This is a genomic window from Muriicola sp. Z0-33 (assembly GCF_026126425.1).
Taxonomy (GTDB): Bacteria; Bacteroidota; Bacteroidia; order Flavobacteriales; family Flavobacteriaceae; genus JAFMPW01.
The window spans coordinates 11,430-33,965 of record NZ_JAFMPW010000002.1; the positions used below are offsets into that span (position 1 = coordinate 11,430).

The 22,536-nt window shown below is 39.2% G+C and carries 18 protein-coding genes; 15 read left to right on the forward strand and 3 right to left on the reverse strand.

Annotation, left to right across the window (positions count from 1 at the left end; all coding sequences use genetic code 11):
- The first annotated feature begins 3 nt into the window (after nucleotides 1-3).
- Genes J1G40_RS03005 through J1G40_RS03020 form a run of 4 tightly spaced genes read left to right on the forward strand, consistent with a single transcriptional unit; the run spans nucleotide 4 to nucleotide 7,726 of the window.
- The gene (locus J1G40_RS03005) at nucleotides 4-2,616 is read left to right on the forward strand and encodes a hypothetical protein (protein ID WP_265240861.1); all 2,613 of its coding nucleotides are present in this window, start codon (nucleotides 4-6) and stop codon (nucleotides 2,614-2,616) included.
- The gene (locus J1G40_RS03010) at nucleotides 2,609-4,036 is read left to right on the forward strand and encodes a glycosyltransferase family 2 protein (RefSeq protein ID WP_265240862.1); all 1,428 of its coding nucleotides are present in this window, start codon (nucleotides 2,609-2,611) and stop codon (nucleotides 4,034-4,036) included. The genes J1G40_RS03005 and J1G40_RS03010 overlap by 8 nt, the downstream gene beginning before the upstream one ends.
- A 4-nt stretch (nucleotides 4,037-4,040) precedes the next feature.
- Nucleotides 4,041-6,431 (forward strand): sulfatase-like hydrolase/transferase, encoded by a 2,391-nt coding sequence (locus J1G40_RS03015; protein ID WP_265240863.1) that lies wholly within the window; start codon nucleotides 4,041-4,043, stop codon nucleotides 6,429-6,431.
- Complete coding sequence (locus J1G40_RS03020; protein WP_265240864.1) at nucleotides 6,428-7,726, forward strand: YaiO family outer membrane beta-barrel protein; 1,299 nt, start codon at nucleotides 6,428-6,430, stop codon at nucleotides 7,724-7,726. Before J1G40_RS03015 ends, J1G40_RS03020 begins: the two co-directional genes overlap by 4 nt.
- A 464-nt stretch (nucleotides 7,727-8,190) precedes the next feature.
- Here the strand turns inward: J1G40_RS03020 and J1G40_RS03025 are convergent, their stop codons facing one another.
- A complete protein-coding gene (locus tag J1G40_RS03025; protein ID WP_265240865.1) occupies nucleotides 8,191-9,054 on the reverse strand; it encodes an RNA polymerase sigma factor RpoD/SigA in 864 nt (287 codons plus the stop codon).
- 204 nt (nucleotides 9,055-9,258) lie between these two features.
- Between J1G40_RS03025 and J1G40_RS03030 the strand changes: the two genes are divergently transcribed.
- The 6 genes from J1G40_RS03030 to J1G40_RS03055 all read left to right on the forward strand — a co-directional run bounded on the left by J1G40_RS03030 (nucleotide 9,259) and on the right by J1G40_RS03055 (nucleotide 15,237).
- Entirely contained in the window at nucleotides 9,259-9,768 is a 510-nt protein-coding gene (locus J1G40_RS03030; RefSeq protein ID WP_265240866.1) for a DUF6155 family protein, read from the forward strand.
- Between the two features lie 13 nt (nucleotides 9,769-9,781).
- The gene (locus J1G40_RS03035) at nucleotides 9,782-10,711 is read left to right on the forward strand and encodes a 2-hydroxyacid dehydrogenase (protein WP_265240867.1); all 930 of its coding nucleotides are present in this window, start codon (nucleotides 9,782-9,784) and stop codon (nucleotides 10,709-10,711) included.
- 114 nt (nucleotides 10,712-10,825) lie between these two features.
- Nucleotides 10,826-12,337, forward strand: a complete 1,512-nt coding sequence (locus tag J1G40_RS03040; protein ID WP_265240868.1) for a DEAD/DEAH box helicase — start codon at nucleotides 10,826-10,828, stop codon at nucleotides 12,335-12,337.
- Between the two features lie 15 nt (nucleotides 12,338-12,352).
- Nucleotides 12,353-13,591 (forward strand): glycosyltransferase, encoded by a 1,239-nt coding sequence (locus J1G40_RS03045; protein ID WP_265240870.1) that lies wholly within the window; start codon nucleotides 12,353-12,355, stop codon nucleotides 13,589-13,591.
- 63 nt (nucleotides 13,592-13,654) lie between these two features.
- Nucleotides 13,655-14,497 (forward strand): 1,4-dihydroxy-2-naphthoyl-CoA synthase, encoded by an 843-nt coding sequence (locus tag J1G40_RS03050; RefSeq protein ID WP_265240872.1) that lies wholly within the window; start codon nucleotides 13,655-13,657, stop codon nucleotides 14,495-14,497.
- Nucleotides 14,498-14,793: 296 nt separating this feature from the next.
- Nucleotides 14,794-15,237, forward strand: coding sequence for a DM13 domain-containing protein (locus J1G40_RS03055; RefSeq protein ID WP_265240874.1), 444 nt, complete (start codon nucleotides 14,794-14,796; stop codon nucleotides 15,235-15,237).
- On the opposite strand, the gene J1G40_RS03060 is transcribed toward J1G40_RS03055, so the two are convergent.
- Nucleotides 15,238-16,599 (reverse strand): serine hydrolase domain-containing protein, encoded by a 1,362-nt coding sequence (locus J1G40_RS03060; RefSeq protein ID WP_265240876.1) that lies wholly within the window; start codon nucleotides 16,597-16,599, stop codon nucleotides 15,238-15,240.
- 66 nt (nucleotides 16,600-16,665) lie between these two features.
- On the opposite strand from J1G40_RS03060, the gene J1G40_RS03065 reads away from it, so the two are divergent.
- From J1G40_RS03065 to J1G40_RS03075, 3 genes are read left to right on the forward strand one after another with little or no spacing between them, the layout of a single operon-like run.
- Complete coding sequence (locus tag J1G40_RS03065; protein WP_321160188.1) at nucleotides 16,666-17,154, forward strand: hypothetical protein; 489 nt, start codon at nucleotides 16,666-16,668, stop codon at nucleotides 17,152-17,154.
- 31 nt (nucleotides 17,155-17,185) lie between these two features.
- Nucleotides 17,186-17,860, forward strand: coding sequence for an N-acetylmuramoyl-L-alanine amidase (locus J1G40_RS03070; protein ID WP_265240878.1), 675 nt, complete (start codon nucleotides 17,186-17,188; stop codon nucleotides 17,858-17,860).
- Nucleotides 17,850-19,334 carry a M14 metallopeptidase family protein gene (locus J1G40_RS03075; RefSeq protein WP_265240880.1) on the forward strand — a complete coding sequence of 495 codons (1,485 nt, stop codon included), beginning with the start codon at nucleotides 17,850-17,852 and terminating at the stop codon, nucleotides 19,332-19,334. The genes J1G40_RS03070 and J1G40_RS03075 overlap by 11 nt, the downstream gene beginning before the upstream one ends.
- A gap of 445 nt (nucleotides 19,335-19,779) precedes the next feature.
- Here J1G40_RS03075 and J1G40_RS03080 read toward each other — a convergent pair whose 3' ends face one another.
- Nucleotides 19,780-20,868 (reverse strand): vWA domain-containing protein, encoded by a 1,089-nt coding sequence (locus tag J1G40_RS03080; protein ID WP_265240882.1) that lies wholly within the window; start codon nucleotides 20,866-20,868, stop codon nucleotides 19,780-19,782.
- A 154-nt stretch (nucleotides 20,869-21,022) separates the two neighbouring features.
- On the opposite strand from J1G40_RS03080, the gene J1G40_RS03085 reads away from it, so the two are divergent.
- Complete coding sequence (locus J1G40_RS03085) at nucleotides 21,023-21,958, forward strand: polysaccharide deacetylase family protein (RefSeq protein ID WP_265240884.1); 936 nt, start codon at nucleotides 21,023-21,025, stop codon at nucleotides 21,956-21,958.
- A 105-nt stretch (nucleotides 21,959-22,063) separates the two neighbouring features.
- Nucleotides 22,064-22,525, forward strand: a complete 462-nt coding sequence (locus tag J1G40_RS03090) for a (2Fe-2S)-binding protein (RefSeq protein ID WP_265240886.1) — start codon at nucleotides 22,064-22,066, stop codon at nucleotides 22,523-22,525.
- Nucleotides 22,526-22,536: the final 11 nt, after the last annotated feature.

Sequence of the window (22,536 nt, forward strand, 5' to 3'; positions counted from 1 at the left end):
GTTGTGGGCATATTAAAATTCACATATCTGTTACTACTACCACTTGTGCCGAAGATCGACGCAGATCTTTTGTGGGAGCTCACTCAGATATTTTCTGGTCTTGGAATCATTTACTTAGTAATTGCATTCGTTTTTAGAAATAGAATCTTACATAAAAACAAAGCAGTCCGTCAAAGAAAGAAGGAATTAGGCCCGATGATAAGCAACTTCCTCTTTTATGAAGACGATGTAAGCCTACAAGAGAAATACAATCATGTACAATTAAAGCTGGATATCAGGGAATTGTTAAAAGATAATTTCAATCGGAAAGTACTTGTCGAAATACTACTAGATCTTCAGAAAGATATCTCCGGTGACGCCAGATTCAGGCTTTTTTCACTTTATAAAGACCTGGGTTTACATCTTGATGCCTTCCAGAAACTAAAAAGCTGGCGCTGGGAAATCATTTCTCAGGCGATTTTAGAACTTACCCAGTTACAGGTAGAGGAGTCGTACGGCTTTATTAAGAAGTTTATTAATCATCGCAAGGGGGTTATTCGGAAACAGGCTCAAATGGCTACGGTTAGCCTAAAACATGAAGGTATTGTTTACTTTCTCGACACCTGTAAATACAGGATCTCCGAGTGGCAGCAATTGAAATTGCTCAACGAAATTCGCAATCTGGAAGATTTCCAGCCTCCCAGATTTAAAGCCTGGCTTACCGCTAAGAATAAAGACGTGGTCCTTTTCTCATTACGACTGATAAAATATTATAAGCAAAACGATGCTAACAGTTCTCTGATACAACTGGTAAAACACAATAATGATCAGATAAAAATTGAAGCCATTAATTGTATAAAGGAGTTTGTAGTTTTTGAAGCTCTGGATACCCTGAAAACGGTATTTTGGAAGTGCAGCCCAAGTGTCAAGTTGGTTTTGCTTGATACGGTGGCCAGCCTGGGAGAAGACAATGAGATTCCATTTCTTAAGATGGTTGAAAATAAGGAGAATAATTTCATGGTTAAAAGCAAAGCTCTGAGTGCAATTAATACCATCTCTCCTGAAACTGTACTGCCAACACACGGCATTGATGCTTATCCGGACTACGATGCATCCCAAGAGGTGTTGGATGAAATTCCTGCTCCAAATTCCAAAGAAATAACAGAGGAAATTGTAAAAAGTCCTGTTGCCGAAGAGGAAAATGTTCAGAAAGAGAAACCACTCTCTATTGAGGAACAAATAATAGGGTTTACCAAGGATATAGCAACGGACTGGCAGGTCAAAAAGGAGGGGCAACAACTTATTAACGACACCGATATTAATAAGACAGTAAGGTCTGAAGTTGGGGCACAGCAAGAACTGTTGTTTCCTGAATCTGAAGAAGTAGGTTTTAATCTTTCAGAAGAAAATATAATGGAACATAGGGAAGAAATAGAATTTGATAGTGATGATATTTTCGAAGCACTTAGAAAAAATGAGCCTCAACAAACAGATCTAACAGACCTGAATAGTGAGGAGGCTTACTGGGAAGCGGTACTGGACCCGGAATATATAGATGAAAGTATATTTGAAGTATGCTTTATGGAAGAATTGGATGAGATACTTTCCATCACAGCTCCACCAAAACAAGGATGGGCTCCGGATGAGATTTTGCCGCTCGACTTTTTACCAATTATCGCTCAGGACAATGAGGAAAATACATCTGTACAAACCAGAATTACAGACCCCCTATGGAATATTGAAGTAAATGAGGAAGTTGTTCATCAGGACGAGTTGTTTGCAGAAGAACTACAAAGGATATTGAACCGAATTAAAAAAGCGGATGATGCAGAACAGCAAGATCTAACCGACGATTTTATTCCTTTTGTTATTGATGCCGAAGCGGATAAAACCATTCGTCCTATAGCTCAATCAGAAGAGGAATTGCAAAGTCCGGAGGTAAATGAAGACGTTCAGACCCAGGCAATAGAGGAGGAGTTAGAGGAGATTATCCTGCCCTGGGAAAACAACCAAAGCAGTACCGAAGATAAAGCAGATCAACTGAGCCTGCCTGATATTGACTTAGAATATGAAGAAGTAGTATCGGCAGCCTCGATAGGGGCATCGGCTAATGATGAACAGGAAGCGCTTTTTGAACTGAATGCCGTTTTGGAAGACCGGGTCAGTATTTTTAATGAATTGTTCAGAACCTGTGACGCAGAGTCCAAACTAATCTTGCTCGATGAAATATTAGCAGTTGGTGATGAAAGAGATCTTAAATTCCTGGATACCCTTTCAAATGATGAAGACCAAAGAGTCCGTAGAAAAGCTCTTGCTATAGCCGAAAAATTGGAAGAGTATCTGAATTCAATATCAGATAACAAACAAGAAAATTCTTCTCAGAAATCAGATCATAAGACAACAATAGAAGGGCAGATGAACGCACAGGGCGACTTAGATTCCGACCTTGATCTCGAGGGTGGATCTACGGAAGACATCTTCGATATAGATTTTCAGTTAGACACAGCAGTATCCGATGAAGTAGATTCGGATGCTTCAGTTCAAAAAGAAGAGGAACTGACATCATCAGTGTCGAATAACATTCTAGATGAAATTTTATCCTTCCCTGCTAAGTTAATGGACAAGCTCAATGGATAGTGGTTTATTCAATGTAATTCTGGAGTACATAAACATCGTTTTTATGATGTTTACTATTACCCTATTCCTCATTTTTACCACAATGGGTTACCTCTCTACGCGAAACTCTATTCATTACAAAAAGAAAAATAGCTTTGGTGATCTTTCAAAAATTATGGCCTCGCCATTGGCACCAAGCATTACCATTATTGCACCGGCATATAATGAAGGACTGACCATTGTAGAAAACATTCGTTCCCTGCTTTCGCTTCAATATGTCAACTATGAAGTTATGGTAGTTAATGACGGCAGCAAGGACGATACTTTGGAAAAAATGATTGCCGCATATGATTTGGTAAAAGTTGAGCGCGATATAGACCCGGAATGGAAATGCAAACCTATAAGAGGGGTGTATAAATCTGGCCAGCGCTCCTTTTCGAAGCTAACCGTTATAGACAAGGAGAACGGAGGAAAGTCTGATGCTCTGAATACAGGTATATATCTCGCAGAAAGCAAGTATGTTGGATGTATAGATGTAGATTGTTTGCTTATGCCAGATTCGCTTTTACATGTTGTGAAATCGTTTTTTCAAAGAAGCAAGAAAAGAGTAATTGCAGTTGGTGGGGTAGTGAGAGTCGCCAACTCCTGTAAGATTGATGGGGGGCAACTCGAAGAGATAAGGATGCCCAAAAATTGGCTTGCGAAGTTTCAGCTGCTGGAGTATACCAGATCTTTTTTGCTGGGTCGAATGGCCTGGGGACGACTGGATAGTCTCTTAATAATTTCCGGTGCCTTTGGATTTTTCGATAGGGAAATTGCTCTGGCAATTGGGGGGTATGATACCAAGACTGTTGGGGAAGACATGGAAATTGTATTTAGAATGCGTAAATACATGCACGAAAGGAGAGAGCCCTATACCGTTGAATATATTCCGGATCCTTTGTGTTGGACCGAAGTTCCCGAAGATCTCAAAATATTTGTAGGGCAGCGAGATCGCTGGTCCAGAGGAAACCTGGAAACACTGTTTAAGCACAAGGAAATGTTCTTTAATTCCAAATATGGAAGACTGGGATTATTGAGCTATCCTTATTGGTTTTTTTATGAGTGGTTAGCTCCAATTTTGGAAGTAACAGGCCTTATCTCTATTCTCTTGTTTTATTACTTAGGGATTTTGAACATAGATTTCTTTATTGCCATCACATTTATGGTATATGCTTTTGCCATAATGTTTTCTTTTTATGCCATACTATGGGAAATCTACACCTATAATCAGTATACCAAGACCAAGGATATAATTACACTTATGCTTTTTGCACTTATAGAACCCTTTGTATACCACCCTATAGTTACATTTTCGGCGATTAAGGGGAATTATAAAAAACTATTTAATATTAAAGCGGGCTGGGGAACCATTACCCGTAAAGGTTTCAGTAAAGCTTAGAATAATGAATACAAGTCAGTTAGACAGCTATACACTAAAACACTATACCAGATTAATTATAGCCTTCTTTGGCTGTCTGTTACTCTTGTCTATATATCAGTATACCACTTTATACTTAAAAGGAGTGGTAGACAGTATTTTTAGTATGAGTTTTATCATAGCACTGGTACATCAAATTGGTTTCGCCTCTGTAATTGGCCTAATTTTGGTATTTCCATTCAATTTTTGGGAGAATTTAAGACCCAGATACGGATTCAACCTCATCTTCGGCTCCCTGATATTACTATTGATTTTAGAAGCCATGCTCATTAGCTATTACTGTACTACCCTGGTTCCACTGGGATCAGATTTACTGGGATATAGCTATGCAGATATTAAAACCACCATTTCTAACTCCGGAGGGATATCTTTTACCATGATATTTGGAATTTTGGCCATAATCTTGCTATTCTTTGGTCTTTATAAACTCACATCCAGATTCTATCATCGTATTAGTAAGTTATACCCTTTTACTATAATACTCTTCAGCCTTTTCATTACTACCTTATTTACAGAAGGTAAGCCGATAAACCAGAATAAGACGCAGTATTTGGCTGTCAACCTGTACAACACTTCTACCGAGGACAATACCTATGATTCAGCTGTTGAATATCCTTTGATAAAAAGACCCGAAATGGAGGATGTTCTCGGGGATTATTTCAATTTGAAAGAAGAAAAACCAAATATCGTATTTATAATGGTAGAAGGTCTTGGACGAGACTTTGTCGGGGAAGGTGCTGAATATGGTGGTTTTACGCCATTTCTGGATTCGCTCTCTACCAAATCGCTCTACTGGGAGAACTGCCTTAGTAATACAGGGAGAACATTTGGGATCTTGCCTTCTCTTATGGGATCATTGCCCTTTGGAAAAAGCGGATTTATGGAGCTCGAAGAGTTCCCAAACAAGCTTACACTTTTTAGTATACTGAAGAATAACGGCTATCATACTTCATTTTTACAGGGCACCAATAGTTCATTCGACAACGTAGACAAGTTTCTATTAAGTGAAAATGTGGATTTTGTTCTTGATAGGTCTGGCTTTGGCAAAAACTACGAACTGCAGGCAGAAGATGCTGCTGGCTCCTCCTGGGGGTATCCGGACAAAGAATTATTTAAGAAAAGTATGACTCTGCCCAGGACAAAAGAACAACCGAGGTTAGAAGTCTATATGACCATAAGTACACATGAACCTTTTATTCCACCCAGACAGGAATATTATGAGGATAAGGTAGAGCAACTGCTCTCGGGAAGCCAATACGGTGGCAGGAAAAAGACTATAATAGAAAAGAACGATAATGTTTTTGCCACTTTATTATATACCGATGATGCTATAAAATATGCTATTGAGGCGTACAGATCACAGCCGAATTATGAAAACACAATCTTTGTGATCACTGGGGATCACAGACTTATCCCCATTCCACAGAGAAATACTATCAGCAGATTTCATGTTCCTCTGATTATTTACAGTCCCATGTTAAAGGAGAGCAGAAAAATGAGTGCGGTATCGTCACATTTCGATGTTACCCCCAGTTTGCTGTCAATGTTAAATAAGGCATATGAATTAAAGATGCCTAAAAAAGTGGCCTGGATGGGAGGTGCTCTTGATATGCAAGAGGAATTTCGCTCTGAAAAAGACATTCCTCTAATGAGGAATAAGAATGAACTTAAAGAATACATTCATCAACAATACGTGCTATCGGATGGAGAACTTTTTGAATTGGACGAAAATATGAATCTGGCTACCTCTTTTGGCGGGAGTTCTTCCAAATTGGAAAGTAAGCTCGCCGGATTTAAAGCAATGAATGCCTATGTTACCACAAACAATAAGATAATCCCGGATAGTCTGGCAATTTTCACCCTTGAAAAAACCATCTTTAATGAGAGTGAAATAGTCTGGATTAACAGCGTTTATAATGGTCAGGACTCGGACAAAGCCTATTTGACCGCAAGAGATTTGGCATTTAATGATGAATATGACAAGGCCTTATTACTGTGTAAATATGTCCTTGCAGAAGTGCCGAGTCATATAGACACTAAAATACTTACAGGCAGGGTGAATGCCTGGCAGGGCAATCATGATACTGCTATTGAAATATTAAGGTCTTGTATCAAAATGAATCCCAACTATATTGATTCCTATTCGGCGCTGTTTGATGTTCTCTTTTGGTCTGGAAGACAGCAGGAAGGGTTTGAATTAATAGATATCGTTGAGCAAAATTCATCAGATGCCGACCTCATAAAAGATAAGATTCAACGTGCGCGAAACGAGTACAGAAAAAAGCAGTCGACCGCCTCTGTAACCAGTAAAAAATCACCTTCTGCAGACGAGATAGCTGTTCAAAGCCACAAATGAAGTATAAAATAGTACATACCGCCTTTTTAGCATTGATGCTCAGCTACTGTTCGTGGGCACAGGAACTTGGTAGTAGTGACGACCTTTCAGAAGCCCTGAATGAAGCTCATAACCTGGCTTTTGAAGGAAAACACGGCTCGGCCAGAAATACCCTAAACAACTATCTCAATAAATTTCCGGAAAACGGTTCTGCACGATTTTTATTAGCCAGGACATATAGTTGGGACGGTAATTATGATGAGGCTAGAAAACATTTTAATAAAATTACTTCCGAAGACAAGAAAAGCAGGGTCTTCTGGATCGCAGCTGTAAAGAATGAGCTTTATGCCAGGAATAACGCTACTGCGCTGGGTTTGACCAATAAGGCCCTTATTCACCTTCCAGGGGATATAGAATTGGAAAGGCTACAGGCTCTGGCCTTAGCAAATATTAAAAACACCAGCTACACTCCCTATACCAAAGATGAAACCATTCAAAAGCCGATTGGTAAACAGAAGAAGCCCGCGAAAAAATTAAATTCCAAAAAGAAAGCGACCACTAAGAAATCAGAAGAAAAGAAGAAATTGAATAATATCATTGGTTTTACTAATGCCTTTACGGTCTTTGATAAGGTTTACGAACCCACTGTATATTCTACTATCGAGTATAAAAGACAAACCAAGGTGGGTAGCGTAATCCCCAGAATAAATTACAGCAATCGGTTAAAAACCAATGGTATTCAGTACGACATAGATTTTTATCCAAAGTTTTCAAAAATGTTTTATGCCTACCTGAACTACGGATTTTCAAATTCTACCATTTATCCTAATCATAAGGCTGGAGGGGACCTCTATGCTAATTTACCAGGAGCAATGGAAGCTTCGGCCGGCATGAGATTTATTAGCTTCGATACTCGTGATATCTATTCAATTGCTAGTTCTATTGGCCATTACAGCGGTAACTACTATTTCTCATTAAGGTCCTTTATCACTCCAAAACCAGGGGGTGTGGCTACTATTTCGGGTAATTTACTGGTTAGAAAGTACAGAAGAGATGGTGAAAACTACTCGGGAATTTCTTTCGGCATGGGATATGCACCAGAATTCAGGCAGCTTACGTTAGACGGAGTAGTGCTTTCAGAAACCCTCTTATATCTGGAGTCACAACGATTAAATCTGGAATATCAGTTCACACCTAAGAATGCTCCAACGGTTTATAGAACCCGAATTGGATTGGTGAGGCAAGAGCTAACAACCTCTCCCGGGAACTTCTTTTGGGCCGTTTCTGCAGGGCTTACTTACAGGGTAAAGTTCTAATATTTAGGCCCAAACCTATAAATTAACATCATTTTACAACAAAAATTAGCGCTTACACCACAATTAATTGTGCTTCCGCCAAAGAATAGATAAGTTTACTTTGTATTTATTGATACCCAAATCTCAATAAGAACGAAACCCAAACTTACCATGTTATACGATACTTATGGGGAGGAATATCTTGCATTTCTCCGCGATTTAAATGAAATTTTAAGTTTAAACGAATTAGCCGAATTGGATTATTTATAGTTCAATCGGCTTTTTCATTCCCAAATCCTACTATTATGGCTAATATGAATCACGACAATGCGGCTTATTTAAACTTCCTTGAAGATTTAAATGAAATTTTAATGGATTACGATATCAGCAGGCTCAACTGCTCTTAATTGTTATTAGTGTTTAGATTGTTAAAAAAAGGGGAGCGAAAATCGCTCCCTTTTTTATTGCTATTAAAATAAAACTCTTTATCCCAAATAGGTTTTCAGTAACTTACTTCTGGAGTTATGTCGTAACTTCCTAATGGCTTTTTCCCTAATCTGTCTAACACGCTCTCTGGTTAGATCAAAAGTCTGTCCTATTTCAGCCAATGTCATGGATTGCTGATCGCCAATTCCATAGTATAACTTAACAACATCAGCTTCGCGCGGAGACAGGGTTTCTAATGCGCGGTTAATTTCTGTGTTTAGAGATTGCTGCATCAAATCCTTGTCCGGCTTGGGAGACTCTCCCGAACGCATCACATCGTAAAGATTGGAATCTTCACCTTCTTTTAATGGTGCATCCATGGAAACATGACGCCCCGCATTTTTTATAGACTGCTTTACCTCACTCACACTCATATCTAACTCAGAAGCAATTTCCTCAGCTGAAGGAGGCCTTTCATGAGCTTGTTCTAAATATGAGAATGTCTTTTTGATCTTATTGATAGAACCTATCTTGTTAAGAGGTAACCTTACCACCCTGGATTGTTCTGCCAATGCCTGTAAAATGCTCTGGCGAATCCACCACACGGCATAGGAGATGAACTTAAATCCTCTGGTTTCGTCAAATCTTTTGGCGGCCTTTACCAGGCCAACGTTGCCTTCATTTATAAGATCTGGTAGTTTTAACCCTTGGTTTTGATATTGCTTAGCTACAGAAACCACAAATCTGAGGTTTGCATTGGTTAATTTCTCCAATGCAGCCTGGTCTCCTGTTCTAATTTTCTGTGCTAATTCTACTTCTTCATTTGCTGTGATCAATTCTATTTTACTGATATCTTGCAAGTATTTGTCTAATGATTTTGATTCTCTGTTAGTTACTTGCTTGATAATCTTTAATTGCCTCATATATGATGTATGGATTTTAAAATTATGATTTCTCATAATACATCTTTATTCTGTCTTTTCCAAAAGGAAGCAGCTATTCTTTTACATATTTTATAAGTATTTTAAGAGTGGTTTTAAAACCCTCAAACAGTGTTCATTACACAGTATAGAATTAATGTTAATGGCTATGTGCCTTGTTAATTTGTATATCATTATATTCGGACCGTGAGCAAAAGAGCGTTAAAAAAATATGTATCGGAATTAAAAAAAAGGCAATTGGAGGAACAATTGCTGGATTTATATGACCGGTTTCCGGCGGTTAAATCTTATTTCGATTTCGTATTTAATCCAAAAGAAGATAAACTGCTGCAAGAGGCAAAAGCTAAAATTTCTAATGAGTACTTTCCTGTAAAACGAAAACGTGCCCGTGCCAGACGTTCTGTAGCTCAGAAATATATAAAACAGTTCGTGAAATTAGGAATGGACCCGGTTTATATTGCAGATCTTATGCTATATAACCTGGAAATTGCACAGTTGTTTTCAAAAGATAGAAATGTACCCGAAGCATTCTTTAAGAGCATGCTTAATTCTTTTGAACAAAGTGTAGGACATATAGCTTCCCACAGCTTGTTACCCGAGTTTAAAGAGCGAATTATTACCATATATGAGTTTACGCAAACACAGCAGTGGGCATATAAAGAAGGCTTTTCCAGAGCCTTAGATATGATAGACTAAAAATATTCAGGATATGGGAATAGTCATATTAAGACAGGACGATAAGATTGATCTTTGGAAAAAGGCTCTTTTGGCAGCTGATCCGGAAATCCCGATTTACAGCTTTTTAGAAGAACACCCAAGAGATGAAATAGACATGGCGCTTGTCTGGAAACACCCTAAGGGTAGTCTTCAGCATTATCCAAATTTAAAATGCATCGCCTGTTTTGGTGCAGGGGTAGATTTTATATTTGAAGATACAGAACGGCCCTTAAATCTTCCTATCACCCGGGTTGTTGATCCAAAATTGGCTAGCGACATGTCAGAATTTGTACTGGGTCAGATACTAAGTCATCTCAAACATTTTAACCAATACAAAGTAGATCAACTTAAGAAGGTCTGGGTAATGCGCTCATATCAGAGAATTGAAGATGTCTGCGTAGGTATAATGGGTATGGGAGCTTTGGGGATGGCCCTGGCTACAGACCTTTTAAAATTAAATTTCAATGTTATCGGATGGGCTAATTCACCAAAAGAAAATATAAATATGCCCATATATACCGGAGAGGAACAGAGGAATAAATTTCTAGCCAAAGCAGATATTTTGGTTTGTCTTTTACCTTTAACAAAAAACACTACAGGCATTCTAAATGAGGAATTGTTCCGTAAACTGCCCAAAGGTGCCTATGTCATCAATGTGGCCAGAGGAGGGCATTTGGTAGATAATGACCTTATAAAAATGTTAGATGAAGGTCATTTGTCCGGTGCCAGTCTGGATGTATTCCACACAGAACCCTTAAATACAGATCATCCATTCTGGAACCATGCTAAAGTGCATATAACTCCGCATATTGCCAGTGTTTCAGATATTGCTTCGGTTACCCCCCAGCTCCTGGATAACTACAAAAGATTGCAGTCTGGCCAGCCACTAAAAAATGTGGTATCCGATCTTAAGGGCTATTAAATTTTATATTTCATCTCTTAAATTTCATTTAAGGACAAATTTCTGCTAGTTTTGCAAAATTGGAGTCTTAACAACTGCCATTGAGTAAAATTTAAATTATAATTCTTTTCGTACTTGGAGCTACAAACAGACAAAATAGAAAAAACACTTTACGACTATCAATTACAAGACCTCAATACAATTTTTAAGTATTTGAAAGAGTCGAGTTCGGATGTGAATTTACTTTATCAGCTGCCGACAGGGGGAGGTAAAACAGTAGTGTTTTCAGAGATTGCCCGGCGATATATCCGGGAAACCAAGAAGAAGGTGGTTGTCCTGACACATCGTATAGAACTTAGTACACAAACCTCAAAGATGCTCAGCGGATTTGGTGTCAATAACATGATCATCAACAGCGAGATAAAAGAATTGCGAGATCAGAATGAATTTCTATGTTTTGTGGCCATGGTAGAGACCCTCAATAACCGATTACAGGAGGGGATGGTTGAGCTTGATAATGTTGGCCTGGTTATTATAGATGAAGCACATTATAATTCTTTCAGAAAGCTCTTTAAATATTTTGAGAAGTCTATTATTCTTGGTGTCACGGCTACGCCTTTAAGCTCCAATATTAAGCTACCCATGAAAGACAACTATAAAAAGTTGATCGTAGGGGAGTCCATTTCATCCTTAATAGAAAAAAAGTTCCTGGCAAAGGCCAATGTATATAACTACGATGTTAGTCTAAGGTCTCTTAAATTGGGTATTAGTGGAGATTATACGGTAAAATCTTCAGATGAACTTTATGGAAATCAGAGCATGCTGGGGAAATTACTCAGTGCTTATGAGGAGATTGCGAAAGGCACCAAGACCTTAATATTTAACAATGGAATCAATACCTCAAGATATGTCTACGAAACATTTAATAAGGCGGGTTATAATGTAAGGCATTTAGATAATAAGAATAGTGCCCCGGAACGGAAAGAGATTCTGGAGTGGTTTGCTAAAACTCCGGATGCCATCCTGACTTCCGTTAGTATTTTAACCACGGGGTTTGATGAACCTACCGTAGAGACCATAATGCTGAATAGGGCAACCAGATCGCTTACATTATATTTTCAAATGATTGGAAGGGGATCCAGGATATTGCCAAAGAAATCGGACTTTACCGTTGTTGATCTCGGAAATAATGTAGCCCGGTTTGGGTTGTGGGAAGCACCAATAGATTGGCAAGAGATTTTCCATTTCCCTGATTTCTTTTTGGAGAATATCAAAAATGACGAGGATATTGAAAAGGAGTTTGTGTATGAAATGCCAGCTGATCTCAAGGCCCAATTCAGTAAGTCCGAAAGTACCGAGTTTGATATTAAAGCGGAATACAAAAAGGTATTTGCGCAGGGCCTTAAGTCTAAAACTGTATTGGAGCGCAGTATTGAGCAACATGCACAAATTTGTGTAGAAAACAGTGAAGATGTTTTTGATGCGCGTATCCTTGCAAAACAATTGAAAGAGGAAATAGCCTACAGGGTACGCCAATACTCCTATTGTATTATGAATAACACCAAAAACTACAAGGAATGGTTAGAGGAAGACTACGAACGAAAACTTCGCCTGAGTATTTCCCAAAAGTTTGCGGCCAGAATGTAATGCACTACCACTAATATGGAGGATTTAAAGGTCCTGATAATTGGCCATACCTGGCCAGAACCTAAGGCTACTGCAGCCGGGGGGAGAATGATGCAGCTAATCCAGTTTTTTTTAACTCATGGATATAGCATTAGTTTTGGTAGTACTGCCAATAACATAGATAAGGGAGCCGATTTAGATCAACTTGGTGTCCAAAGCATTAAGCTATTATTAAATGATCAAAGTTTTGATACCTATCTGCAGCAGCTAAAACCGGATATTGTAGTTTTTGACAGGTTTATTACCGAAGAACAGTTTGGATGGCGTGTAACAGAATTTGCACCCAATGCTATAAAAATACTCGATACGGAAGACTTGCATTCCCTGCGATTAGCGCGCAAGCAGGCCCTGGAGAAGCAAACAGTCTTTACCAACAAATTGTGGAGACAACACCAACATACCATACGAGAAGTTGCTGCTATATATCGTTGCGACCTGTCGTTGATAATTTCTGAGTACGAGATGCAATTGCTCACAAAAGAACTCGGAATTCCCGCATCTCAGTTACTATACCTTCCATATATGCTAGACCCTCTTGAAGTGGAGGAAACTAAAGATTGGCTTCCATTTGAAGAAAGAGAACATTTTGTTTTTATAGGAACAGGAAAACATCCACCGAACGTAGATGCCATAAAATGGTTAAAAATGGAAATCTGGCCATTGATAAAAGAAGCACTGCCCGCGACCCAACTGCATATTTACGGTGCCTATTTACCGCAAGCCGTAAAGCAATTCAACCACCAGACAGAAGGATTCATCGTAAAAGGATGGGCTGAAGATGCAAATATGTCTATGTCCCGAGCAAAAGTAAACCTTGCCCCTTTGAGATATGGGGCAGGAATAAAAGGGAAGCTTGTCCTGGCGATGCGGCAAGGCACTCCTAATGTTGCAACTAAAGTGGGTGCCGAGGGCATTTCGGGATATTTTCAAAACCAGGGATGTGCAAATGACGATGCCATGGAATTTGCAAAGCAGGCCATTGATCTATATACCAATAAAAGACAATGGTCTGCCATACAGCTCAAAGGGCTAAATGCTATTAACCAACAATTCAACAAGTCGGTCCATTACACATCGCTTAATAAGGCAATAGTACATTTGCAAACCAATTTATCCCAACACAGAATTCAGAATTTCACCGGGGCAATGTTAATGCATCATACCATGGCTGCCAGTATGTACCTTGCCAAATGGATAACAGCCAAAAACACTTGAATTTAATTAATGTGGCAGATTATGTCAAAGAATCCTATCTTTAATCTAATAAGATAATCAACCATGAATACACCAGATTGGAAAGTTGCAAAGGAATTTGAAGATATCACATATAAAAAATGTGATGGAGTGGCAAGAATTGCTTTTAACAGGCCAGATGTTCGCAATGCTTTCAGACCCAAAACAACTTCTGAACTCTATCAGGCATTTTATGACGCCCAGGAAGACACTTCCATAGGTGTGGTGCTACTTTCTGCAGAAGGACCCTCATCCAAAGATGGTGTCTATGCTTTTTGCAGCGGTGGAGATCAAAAGGCCCGTGGACATAAAGGCTATGTCGGTGAAGATGGGATGCATCGATTAAATATTCTGGAAGTACAACGATTGATACGTTTTATGCCCAAAGTGGTAATTGCTGTTGTCCCCGGTTGGGCAGTAGGAGGGGGGCATAGTTTGCACGTTGTCTGTGATCTTAGCCTGGCCAGTAAAGAACATGCGATATTTAAGCAAACCGATGCAGATGTCACCAGTTTTGACGGAGGGTATGGCTCTGCCTATCTTGCCAAAATGGTGGGTCAGAAGAAAGCCAGGGAGATCTTCTTTTTAGGCAGAAATTACTCAGCACAGGAGGCATATGAAATGGGCATGGTTAATGCCATAATTCCGCACGACGAATTGGAAGCCACTGCTTTTCAATGGGCACAGGAAATACTAGAGAAATCACCGACATCGATAAAAATGCTAAAATTTGCAATGAACCTTACGGATGATGGCATGGTAGGCCAACAAGTATTCGCCGGAGAGGCTACAAGACTGGCTTATATGACAGAAGAAGCCAAGGAAGGGAGAAATGCATTTCTGGAAAAGAGAAAACCTAATTTTGGCAAAGACAATTGGATTCCTTGATTCAGTAAACAGTTAGCAATGTATGGTATAAACTAAAAAGAGCCCTATCTTTTGGATGAGGGCTCTTTTACGAGAACACTATATGAAAATGAAAAAATTAACTCCTTGATTATTACATAGTAAACTTACAATCCATAGGCCTTCTCGGGAAATTATTGTTGTGAAACGCTTAGTTTTTGTGGTATTGTTACGGTTTTGTGATATCTGAAGGGTATATTTAGCTGTAAATGATACTAATAGCGGTATCTGAATGATCGGTATAGTGCAGTTTATACCGATATAGAGACAATGATTGTATGAAAAAGAAGCTGTTGTACCTGGTACTCCTGAGTTTTATAATGGCCTGCTCCAAATCCGGATCGGATAGTGTAAGTGATACCCCTTCGGCAACGGAGATGATGAATGAACCAGCCGATAACCCGGAGGATAGCGATGCTGCTGCTCCAATAATGGGAGAATTTATGGACGGGGCGCACCCTACAAGTGGTACTGTGACTGTAAATGCAGAAAGAACAGAATTGATGATAAAGGATTTTAGATCGGATGACGGGCCTATTCTTGAATTGTATATCGCCAACGACTTACAAGCCACCGAATATACCACTCTGGGAGAATTGCAGGGGTTAGAGGGTGATTATATTTATGATGTTCCGTCAGGGATAGATTTTGAAACCCATAACTACGTGCTGGTTTGGTGTGTAGAATTCTCTGTTAGTTTTGGCCATGCCATCCTGGAATAGTTAATCTATGGCGTCTACAATTCCTTTTAGAAATGCATTTAAATCAAAATCAGGTGGCTCGGCAAGCCCCGTCCTGACTATTACCAGGTCTTTGGATGGGATAATAAACACATACTGTCCCTGATATCCATTAGCTGAGAAAAGATCTTTGGGAACCCCGGGATACTTCCCTTCAGCGTTCAGCCAGAAATGGGCTCCGTAGGTGCCATCGGAGAGTGCTGTAGGTTTGGATACATAATCTACCCATTCCGGGGCAAAAATTCTGTTTCCGTTCCAATCCCCCTTATGCAAATAGAGCAATCCAAATTTGGCCCAATCCCTGGTACTGGCCCACCCGTATGACGATCCTACATAATTTCCACTCATATCTGCCTCAATCAGCATCGAATTCATTCCAATTTTATCTATCAACTCCCCATAGGGAAAGTCCAGGTATTCCTGATACGTTTTAAATTCTTTCCTCAATATTCCGGAAAGGAAATTGGAAGTTCCGGATGAATAATTCCAAATTTCGCCGGGAGCACCAATCATGGGTTTTTTACCCTGACCAATCGTCATATCTTCATCTAAAAAAAGCATCCTTGTTACGTCAGAAATGCGGCTATAATCTTCATCCCATTCCAAACCACTCTGCATTCTTAAAAGGTGGTTAAGCGTAATTTCTTTTTTAGAATCACTCCCGGAGTCTTCATCCAGCTTATGGATAACAAAAGGCTTATAGGTTTTGACATTCAATCGCTTCTGGTACTCTAATATCCCATAACAGGTGGCCAGCACACTCTTGGTCATGGACCATCCCAGAATAGGTGTGTCTTTTGTAAATCCTTCCAAATAGTTTTCTGCTATGATATGGTCCTTATAGGCTATAAGAACCGTTCTGGTTTTTTGAACATCGGGCTGTGAGAAAGCCTTGTCTATCGTTTTATGAAGCAAGTTGTAATCGATATTAGCAAATACACTGTCTTTCGCTGGCCCTGATCCATAGGGGAAAGGTAAATCACTTGCCAAATGAAACCGCTGTGGTGTTAGGTAAGTAGCATCGGCAACATAATCATCATTAACGAGAACACAACCCAGGCCTTCGCGATAATTCGCTTGCCTTTTCATCAAACCAAAAACAGTAGCTGAAGCCTTATGTTGTTCAGGGTAAACCGATGTTTTTGCCAGTTTAATTAATGGGACATTATTATCATTCTCTTCAATACTTTGTTGACTGCGGGCAGCCATAAATACGCTCGAAGCCATGTTCTTGGCTGCGTATCCGGATATTATGTTCAACTTTGGGTAATTATAGGTGGCAATGCCTATAAAAAGCAGGAGGATGGTAAGAATTGCTCGTTTTATTAATTTCTTTTTTTTCATAGCAAATGACTAGAATGGAAGGATTAAAATATTTACCCTTAATTTTATTAACACTAAGATAGTAATATGAGCAAGATATTGCTGGTAATAAAAACATCGTCTTCGCCTTACAGTTTAATTTGTATCAGGAGAGGGTCTGTTTTGTTATTTAGTTCTTTTCTACTTCTTCTTGCCCAATGCCGTCAGCCGGAAAAAGAACAAATTATATGGCAAACTTTAGAGGTAACAGCCTCTGCCTTTAATAGTCTTCCCGGTCAGACCGATGCCAATCCGTCTATTGCAGCATGGGGAGATACCCTGAATCCTGGGATGAAATGTATAGCCGTATCCCGGGATTTGATAGGCATAGGCCTCCACCATAATGCCAAAGTAAAGATTGAAGGATTTGAAGGCATTTTCCTTGTCAAAGATAAAATGCACTTCAGATGGAAAAATAGGATAGATATCTACATGGGCAAGGATATTGCAGCTGCAAAGACCTGGGGTAAAAAAAAATTGAAGATTCAATTCGCAGTAAAAAAGGATAGCAGTAATTTGGTCCCCATTAAAGAGTGAATTGTATTTTTGAATATTATATTATCTGCCAATGAAGCGTATATTCATCCTGTTTCTTCCGATATGTTTCATCTCATGTGCTGTAACCAAAGAGATTATTGATAAACCAATAATTTTTGATGAAGAAAGAACTGCTCTTACCCTGGAGTATATGTCCGATCGTTATGGCCTGGAACAGGACACCCCGGAAATTGAACCAAAAATGATAGTGCTTCATTGGACGGTCATCCCAACATTTGAAGGCTCTTTTGATGTTTTTAATGACCCCAAGATTGCAGGTTGGAGGGAGTACGTACAAACAATAAGTGGCCTCAACGTCTCTGCACATTATTTGGTTAACAGAGATGGTACCATTTACAGATTAATGCCGGAAACTACGATGGCCAGGCATGTAATTGGTCTCAATCACTGTGCAATAGGGGTAGAAAATGTTGGCGGAACCGAAGAATTACCGCTTACCAAAGCACAACTAAAAGCCAATATTTGGTTGGTAGACTATCTGAAATCTAATTACGATATAGATTATTTAATCGGCCATTATGAGTATACCAATTTTGTTGGGCACGAACTTTGGTTAGAAAAAGATAACAACTATAGAACCGAGAAGACAGATCCCGGGGAAGACTTTATGAAAAAGGTTCGCAAGGCATCTAAAAGACTTAATTTTAAACCCATACCAAATAATAATATCTCATATGAAGAATAATGTACTAAGCATAGGTTTATCTATTTTATTGAGCACGAGTTGTTTTGCGCAACAAGAGGACATAACCAGCTCTCTTTATGAGACTTATGATAAGTATAAGGAGGAATCTATAGGTAAAAGAAGGATAAAGCATCTGGATCTGCAGCCCCTTATAGAGGCAATTAAACAAGATGTTGACTTTACAGTAAAGCAAGTAGGCACCTCTATTGAAGGCAGGAGTTTGTCTTTGATTTCAACAGGATCAGGGCAAACAGATGTTTTTTTATGGTCGCAGATGCACGGGAATGAACCCACGGCTACACAGGCCATATTTGATATACTTAATTTTCTTAGAAGCCCGGATTTCGATGCCGAAAAACAAGAAATATTAAATAATCTCACACTGCATTTTTTACCCATGCTAAACCCGGATGGGGCGGAAGTATTTCAGCGAAGAAATAGCCTTGGAGTAGATATAAACAGGGATGCCCTTAGGTTACAATCTCCGGAAAGCCGGGCATTGAAGAGGGTTAGAGACAGCCTGGAAGCCGACTTTGGTTTCAACCTGCATGATCAGAGCACTTATTACAATGCCGAGCGTACAGAGAAACCAGCAACGATCTCTTATCTGGCACCAGCATATAATTACGAAAAAGACATTAATGAGGTTCGTGGCAATGCCATGAAGGTAATCGCATTTATGAACAATATCATTCAGAAGTATGCCCCAGGTCAGGTAGGGAAATATAACGACGATTTTGAACCCAGGGCCTTTGGTGATAATATCCAGAAATGGGGGACAAGTACTATACTAATAGAATCTGGCGGGTATCCCGGTGATGTGGAAAAGCAGGAAATAAGGAAGCTCAATTATGTTTCTATTCTATCGGCGATTTATACCATCGCCAAAGGCAACTATAAAGAAATTGCTATTGCAGATTATGACAATATACCTGAGAACGACCGGAAATTATTCGATCTTAAAATTGAAGGGGTTACTTATGAATTACTAGGAAGTGAATACATATTGGATCTGGGCATACATAGATTGGAAGTGGAGTTAGAAGACCACAAGGATTTCTGGTATAGCAGCAGAATCATTGATCAGGGAGATTTGTCTACTTACTATGGTTATGAAAACTTCAATGCGAGAGGGTATACTGTTAAACAGGGGAGTATTTACCCCAAAACCTTAAATTCATTAAATGATCTGGAATCATTGAATAGTATTGATATGCTAAAATCAGGGCATATTTACGTTAGGGTAGCCAAAATTCCTGAGAAAGCATTGAATTCTCCTTCACCAATAAATGTAGTGGGGAAGGACTTTGAATTACCCGAATTCAGAATTGGATTGGGGATGAATCCAAGTTTTCTTTTACAAAAAGACGGGGTGAATAAATATGCGGTAATTAATGGCTTTTTGATTAATTTGTCTCAAGACGATCTTAAACGTTCTTACGGGGAGTTTAAAAATGCAATGATATATCGTTAAGTCAAAAAAAAATGCGCTCCGGACTATTAAGAGCGCATTTATATATATATCTTCAGGGTTAGGGGATAAGCCCCTGAACACCTAGTATCCATAGCTAAACGTCAGGTTTGAAGCGTTCATGACCATGAATATGATCATTGACATTAAAATAAACACTATTGACGAAAATACTAATAGTACTAAACTTTTGTACAACTTAGACATTGATCCTAAGGCACTTTTCTGAATAATCTCGTTGATTACATCCATAATTTCTCTTCTTTACATTAAACTTTGGTTATCTGTCTTTAGGATGTGGGTTGTTACTTGTTTGGTGTTTCTGTGTATAAAACAAGAAAGGTGCCAAAAACCCTACTCTGAAATGTTTTTTTACGATGAATGGCACAAAAAAAAGGAGGATCATGTCAGATCCTCCTTTAATATGATATTCTTGAAACCCTGTGATTTACTCACATCCTCCAGTAAAACCTTTGGCATCAAACTTTGTTTGTACTGCACCTTGCCGGCTTCCGTCAATTACCTGTATAGCCAGGTTGTTTTCACCACTTCCATCCCTTTTGGGACTGCAATACTCAAAAAGATAAAAACTATTGGCCTGTTCAGAAACTCTTAGTGAGATATCATTAAATGTAGTTTCCAGTTCCTCTTCGTTCCCGGCAAATACACTAAAGGTCTTACCAATGTCGGTTAATACCTGGGTATCTATTTCGCCACCCAGTCCTATAGTAAAGAAAGAAATATTAGGATTTGCTTCATTTACTTTTTTAAGCGCAGAAGCCTCTGTATATCTTGATGCCTGATCTGTTCCATCCGTAAAAACCACCACTGAAGCAGCCCCGATAATTTCATTGCTATTGCTGGATGCCAAAAGATCTTCTGCAATATTCACAGATTTTATCACAGCACCATAAAGATCGGTAGATGGGTCATTACTAATATTTTCATCTATGCCTTCCACAGCCGCCGTAAGTTCATTCTTTGAAGTAGTCAGGTCGTTCAGCAAGTGCAGTTCATCCTCCCCGTCAAACCAATAAATAGCCATTTTAAAGGATTCGTCTGCCACTGCAGGCATTACATTATTAATAAAACTGATGGTTGCCGTTTTTAACTGGCTTAAACTACTGCTCAAGACACTATTGCTTAAATCGAGTACCAGGAGGGTATTATTGTTGAAAATTTGAGAATTAGGGGATATTCTTGCCAGAGATTCAGAGGTAGATATGGTATTAAAGCAATCGTCATTCCTTCCCTGTTCATATATAGTGAATTGAGATGCTGATAGTCCGGGAACCGGTTTTCCCTGTGTATCGGAGACTTTAAAGAAAATGGATACCTTCCCTGGTAAAGTTGTATACTGATCCTGAATAGACAAAACCAGGTCATTTTCACCGAGATTAAGACATTCATCTACCGGTTTACCTTCCCCAAGACTGCCAAGGTTAAGATCAAAATTTACATCATCATCTGCATTGCCACAGGAGATAGCCAATGCAACAAAACAACAAATGGAAAAGACTTTTAAAAGAGATTTCATGTTCATATGGTTTTTCTGTTCAACCATCAGAACGAAGAATTAGGCCTAAAATTATCAGAGGATTTAAAAACTTTGTTAAATCTTGTTAAAGCCCTAATTGCATAATTTCGTAGTTTAACAGCGAGAATACAAACTAGATAATCCCTGATAACTTATGAGTAAAAAATGGATGTTACTTTGCTTTTTAATTTTTGTTGGCTCCCTGACAAGATCACAGCAGAAAAGTGTTGCGGAACGACTGGGATATGACGCTGATGCTAAATTGTTGATTATACATGCCGATGATCTGGGCGTTACGCACTCGGAAAATGCAGCCAGCATAAAATCCTTAGCAAATGGCCCGGTGAATTCTGCAAGTATTATGGTCCCCTGTCCATGGTTCGAAGAAATTGCTGCTTATGCCAGAAAGAACAAATCAACAGATTTAGGGCTGCATCTTACCCTGAACAGCGAATGGAAACATTATAAATGGGGCCCCGTTAGCTCGCTGGACAAAGTGAGCAGCCTGGTCAATAAAAATGGATACTTCTATGCTTTGGTAGACAGCCTTGTCACCTCTGGTGTGGCTGATGAAGTAGAATACGAATTAAGAAATCAGGTAAAGAAAGCATATAAAGCAGGAATAGATGTGACCCATCTGGATGCTCATATGGGGGCGGCAGTCAGCACCCCGGACTTCACGGCGGCATACATGAAAGTAGCAGCTGAATTTAGACTTCCTGTATTACTAGATTCCAGAATCTACAGTATAGAACATCCGCAAATAAAAGAGTTGCTTACCGAAAATACCGCAGTGGTAGATGCCATTTATTCAGCATCACCTGGAGATTTTCAAAAAGGTATGGACCAATACTATACTTCCGTTTTGGAAAAACTGCAGTCCGGACTAAACTGTTTATTGATTCATTTGGCCTATGACGATGCAGAAATGAAGGCAGTGACAATAGATCATCCCGGCTGGGGTGCGGCCTGGAGGCAGGCAGATTACGACTTCTTCAATAGTCCGGAATGTGCCAAAATTCTGAAAGAACAAAATATTATTTTGGTTAGCTGGCGATCAATACGAGATAAGATAACACGTGCCAATTAGTATTTTAACGTTTAACAAATTGTTAAAGCCAACTGATTTCTATTGATTTTTGATAACTTTAGAAAAGATTCTCAGAGATCAATTAAAACAACAAAAACAACGCATATGCCAACGTATCAATTAAAAGTCAATGGTACCTCAAAATCGGTAGAGGTTAGTGAAGACACGCCCCTCCTTTGGGTACTTCGGGATCATTTGGATCTGGTAGGAACCAAATACGGCTGTGGAATAGCTCAATGTGGAGCTTGTACTGTACACCTGGATGGTGAAGCAGTAAGGAGCTGTTCCCTTACAGTAGCACAGGTAGAGAGCAAGGCCATCACCACAATTGAAGGCCTGTCGGATAACGGAACACATCCTGTACAGGAAGCCTGGAAAGAAGTAGACGTGCCACAATGTGGCTATTGTCAGGCAGGTCAGATTATGACCGCTTCTGCATTTTTAGAGAAAAATGCAAGCCCCAGCGAAGAAGAGATTAAGAATGCAATGCATGGAAATATTTGCAGATGTGCATCTTATCAGAGAATATATAAGGCAGTAGAAATTGCTGCATCCAAAATGGGATAGCCTAATCAAAA

Bases quoted from the DNA above. Each gene is read 5' to 3' on its own strand.
- J1G40_RS03085 (WP_265240884.1), top strand. From the start codon at position 21,023: ATGAGTAAAAAATGGATGTTACTTTGCTTTTTAATTTTTGTTGGCTCC.
- J1G40_RS03080 (WP_265240882.1), bottom strand. From the start codon at position 20,868: ATGAAATCTCTTTTAAAAGTCTTTTCCATTTGTTGTTTTGTTGCATTG.
- J1G40_RS03055 (WP_265240874.1), top strand. From the start codon at position 14,794: ATGAAAAAGAAGCTGTTGTACCTGGTACTCCTGAGTTTTATAATGGCC.
- J1G40_RS03020 (WP_265240864.1), top strand. From the start codon at position 6,428: ATGAAGTATAAAATAGTACATACCGCCTTTTTAGCATTGATGCTCAGC.
- J1G40_RS03050 (WP_265240872.1), top strand. From the start codon at position 13,655: ATGAATACACCAGATTGGAAAGTTGCAAAGGAATTTGAAGATATCACA.
- J1G40_RS03035 (WP_265240867.1), top strand. From the start codon at position 9,782: ATGGGAATAGTCATATTAAGACAGGACGATAAGATTGATCTTTGGAAA.
- J1G40_RS03010 (WP_265240862.1), top strand. From the start codon at position 2,609: ATGGATAGTGGTTTATTCAATGTAATTCTGGAGTACATAAACATCGTT.
- J1G40_RS03045 (WP_265240870.1), top strand. From the start codon at position 12,353: ATGGAGGATTTAAAGGTCCTGATAATTGGCCATACCTGGCCAGAACCT.
- J1G40_RS03090 (WP_265240886.1), top strand. From the start codon at position 22,064: ATGCCAACGTATCAATTAAAAGTCAATGGTACCTCAAAATCGGTAGAG.
- J1G40_RS03060 (WP_265240876.1), bottom strand. From the start codon at position 16,599: ATGAAAAAAAAGAAATTAATAAAACGAGCAATTCTTACCATCCTCCTG.
- J1G40_RS03015 (WP_265240863.1), top strand. From the start codon at position 4,041: ATGAATACAAGTCAGTTAGACAGCTATACACTAAAACACTATACCAGA.
- J1G40_RS03070 (WP_265240878.1), top strand. From the start codon at position 17,186: ATGAAGCGTATATTCATCCTGTTTCTTCCGATATGTTTCATCTCATGT.
- J1G40_RS03075 (WP_265240880.1), top strand. From the start codon at position 17,850: ATGAAGAATAATGTACTAAGCATAGGTTTATCTATTTTATTGAGCACG.
- J1G40_RS03065 (WP_321160188.1), top strand. From the start codon at position 16,666: ATGAGCAAGATATTGCTGGTAATAAAAACATCGTCTTCGCCTTACAGT.
- J1G40_RS03025 (WP_265240865.1), bottom strand. From the start codon at position 9,054: ATGAGGCAATTAAAGATTATCAAGCAAGTAACTAACAGAGAATCAAAA.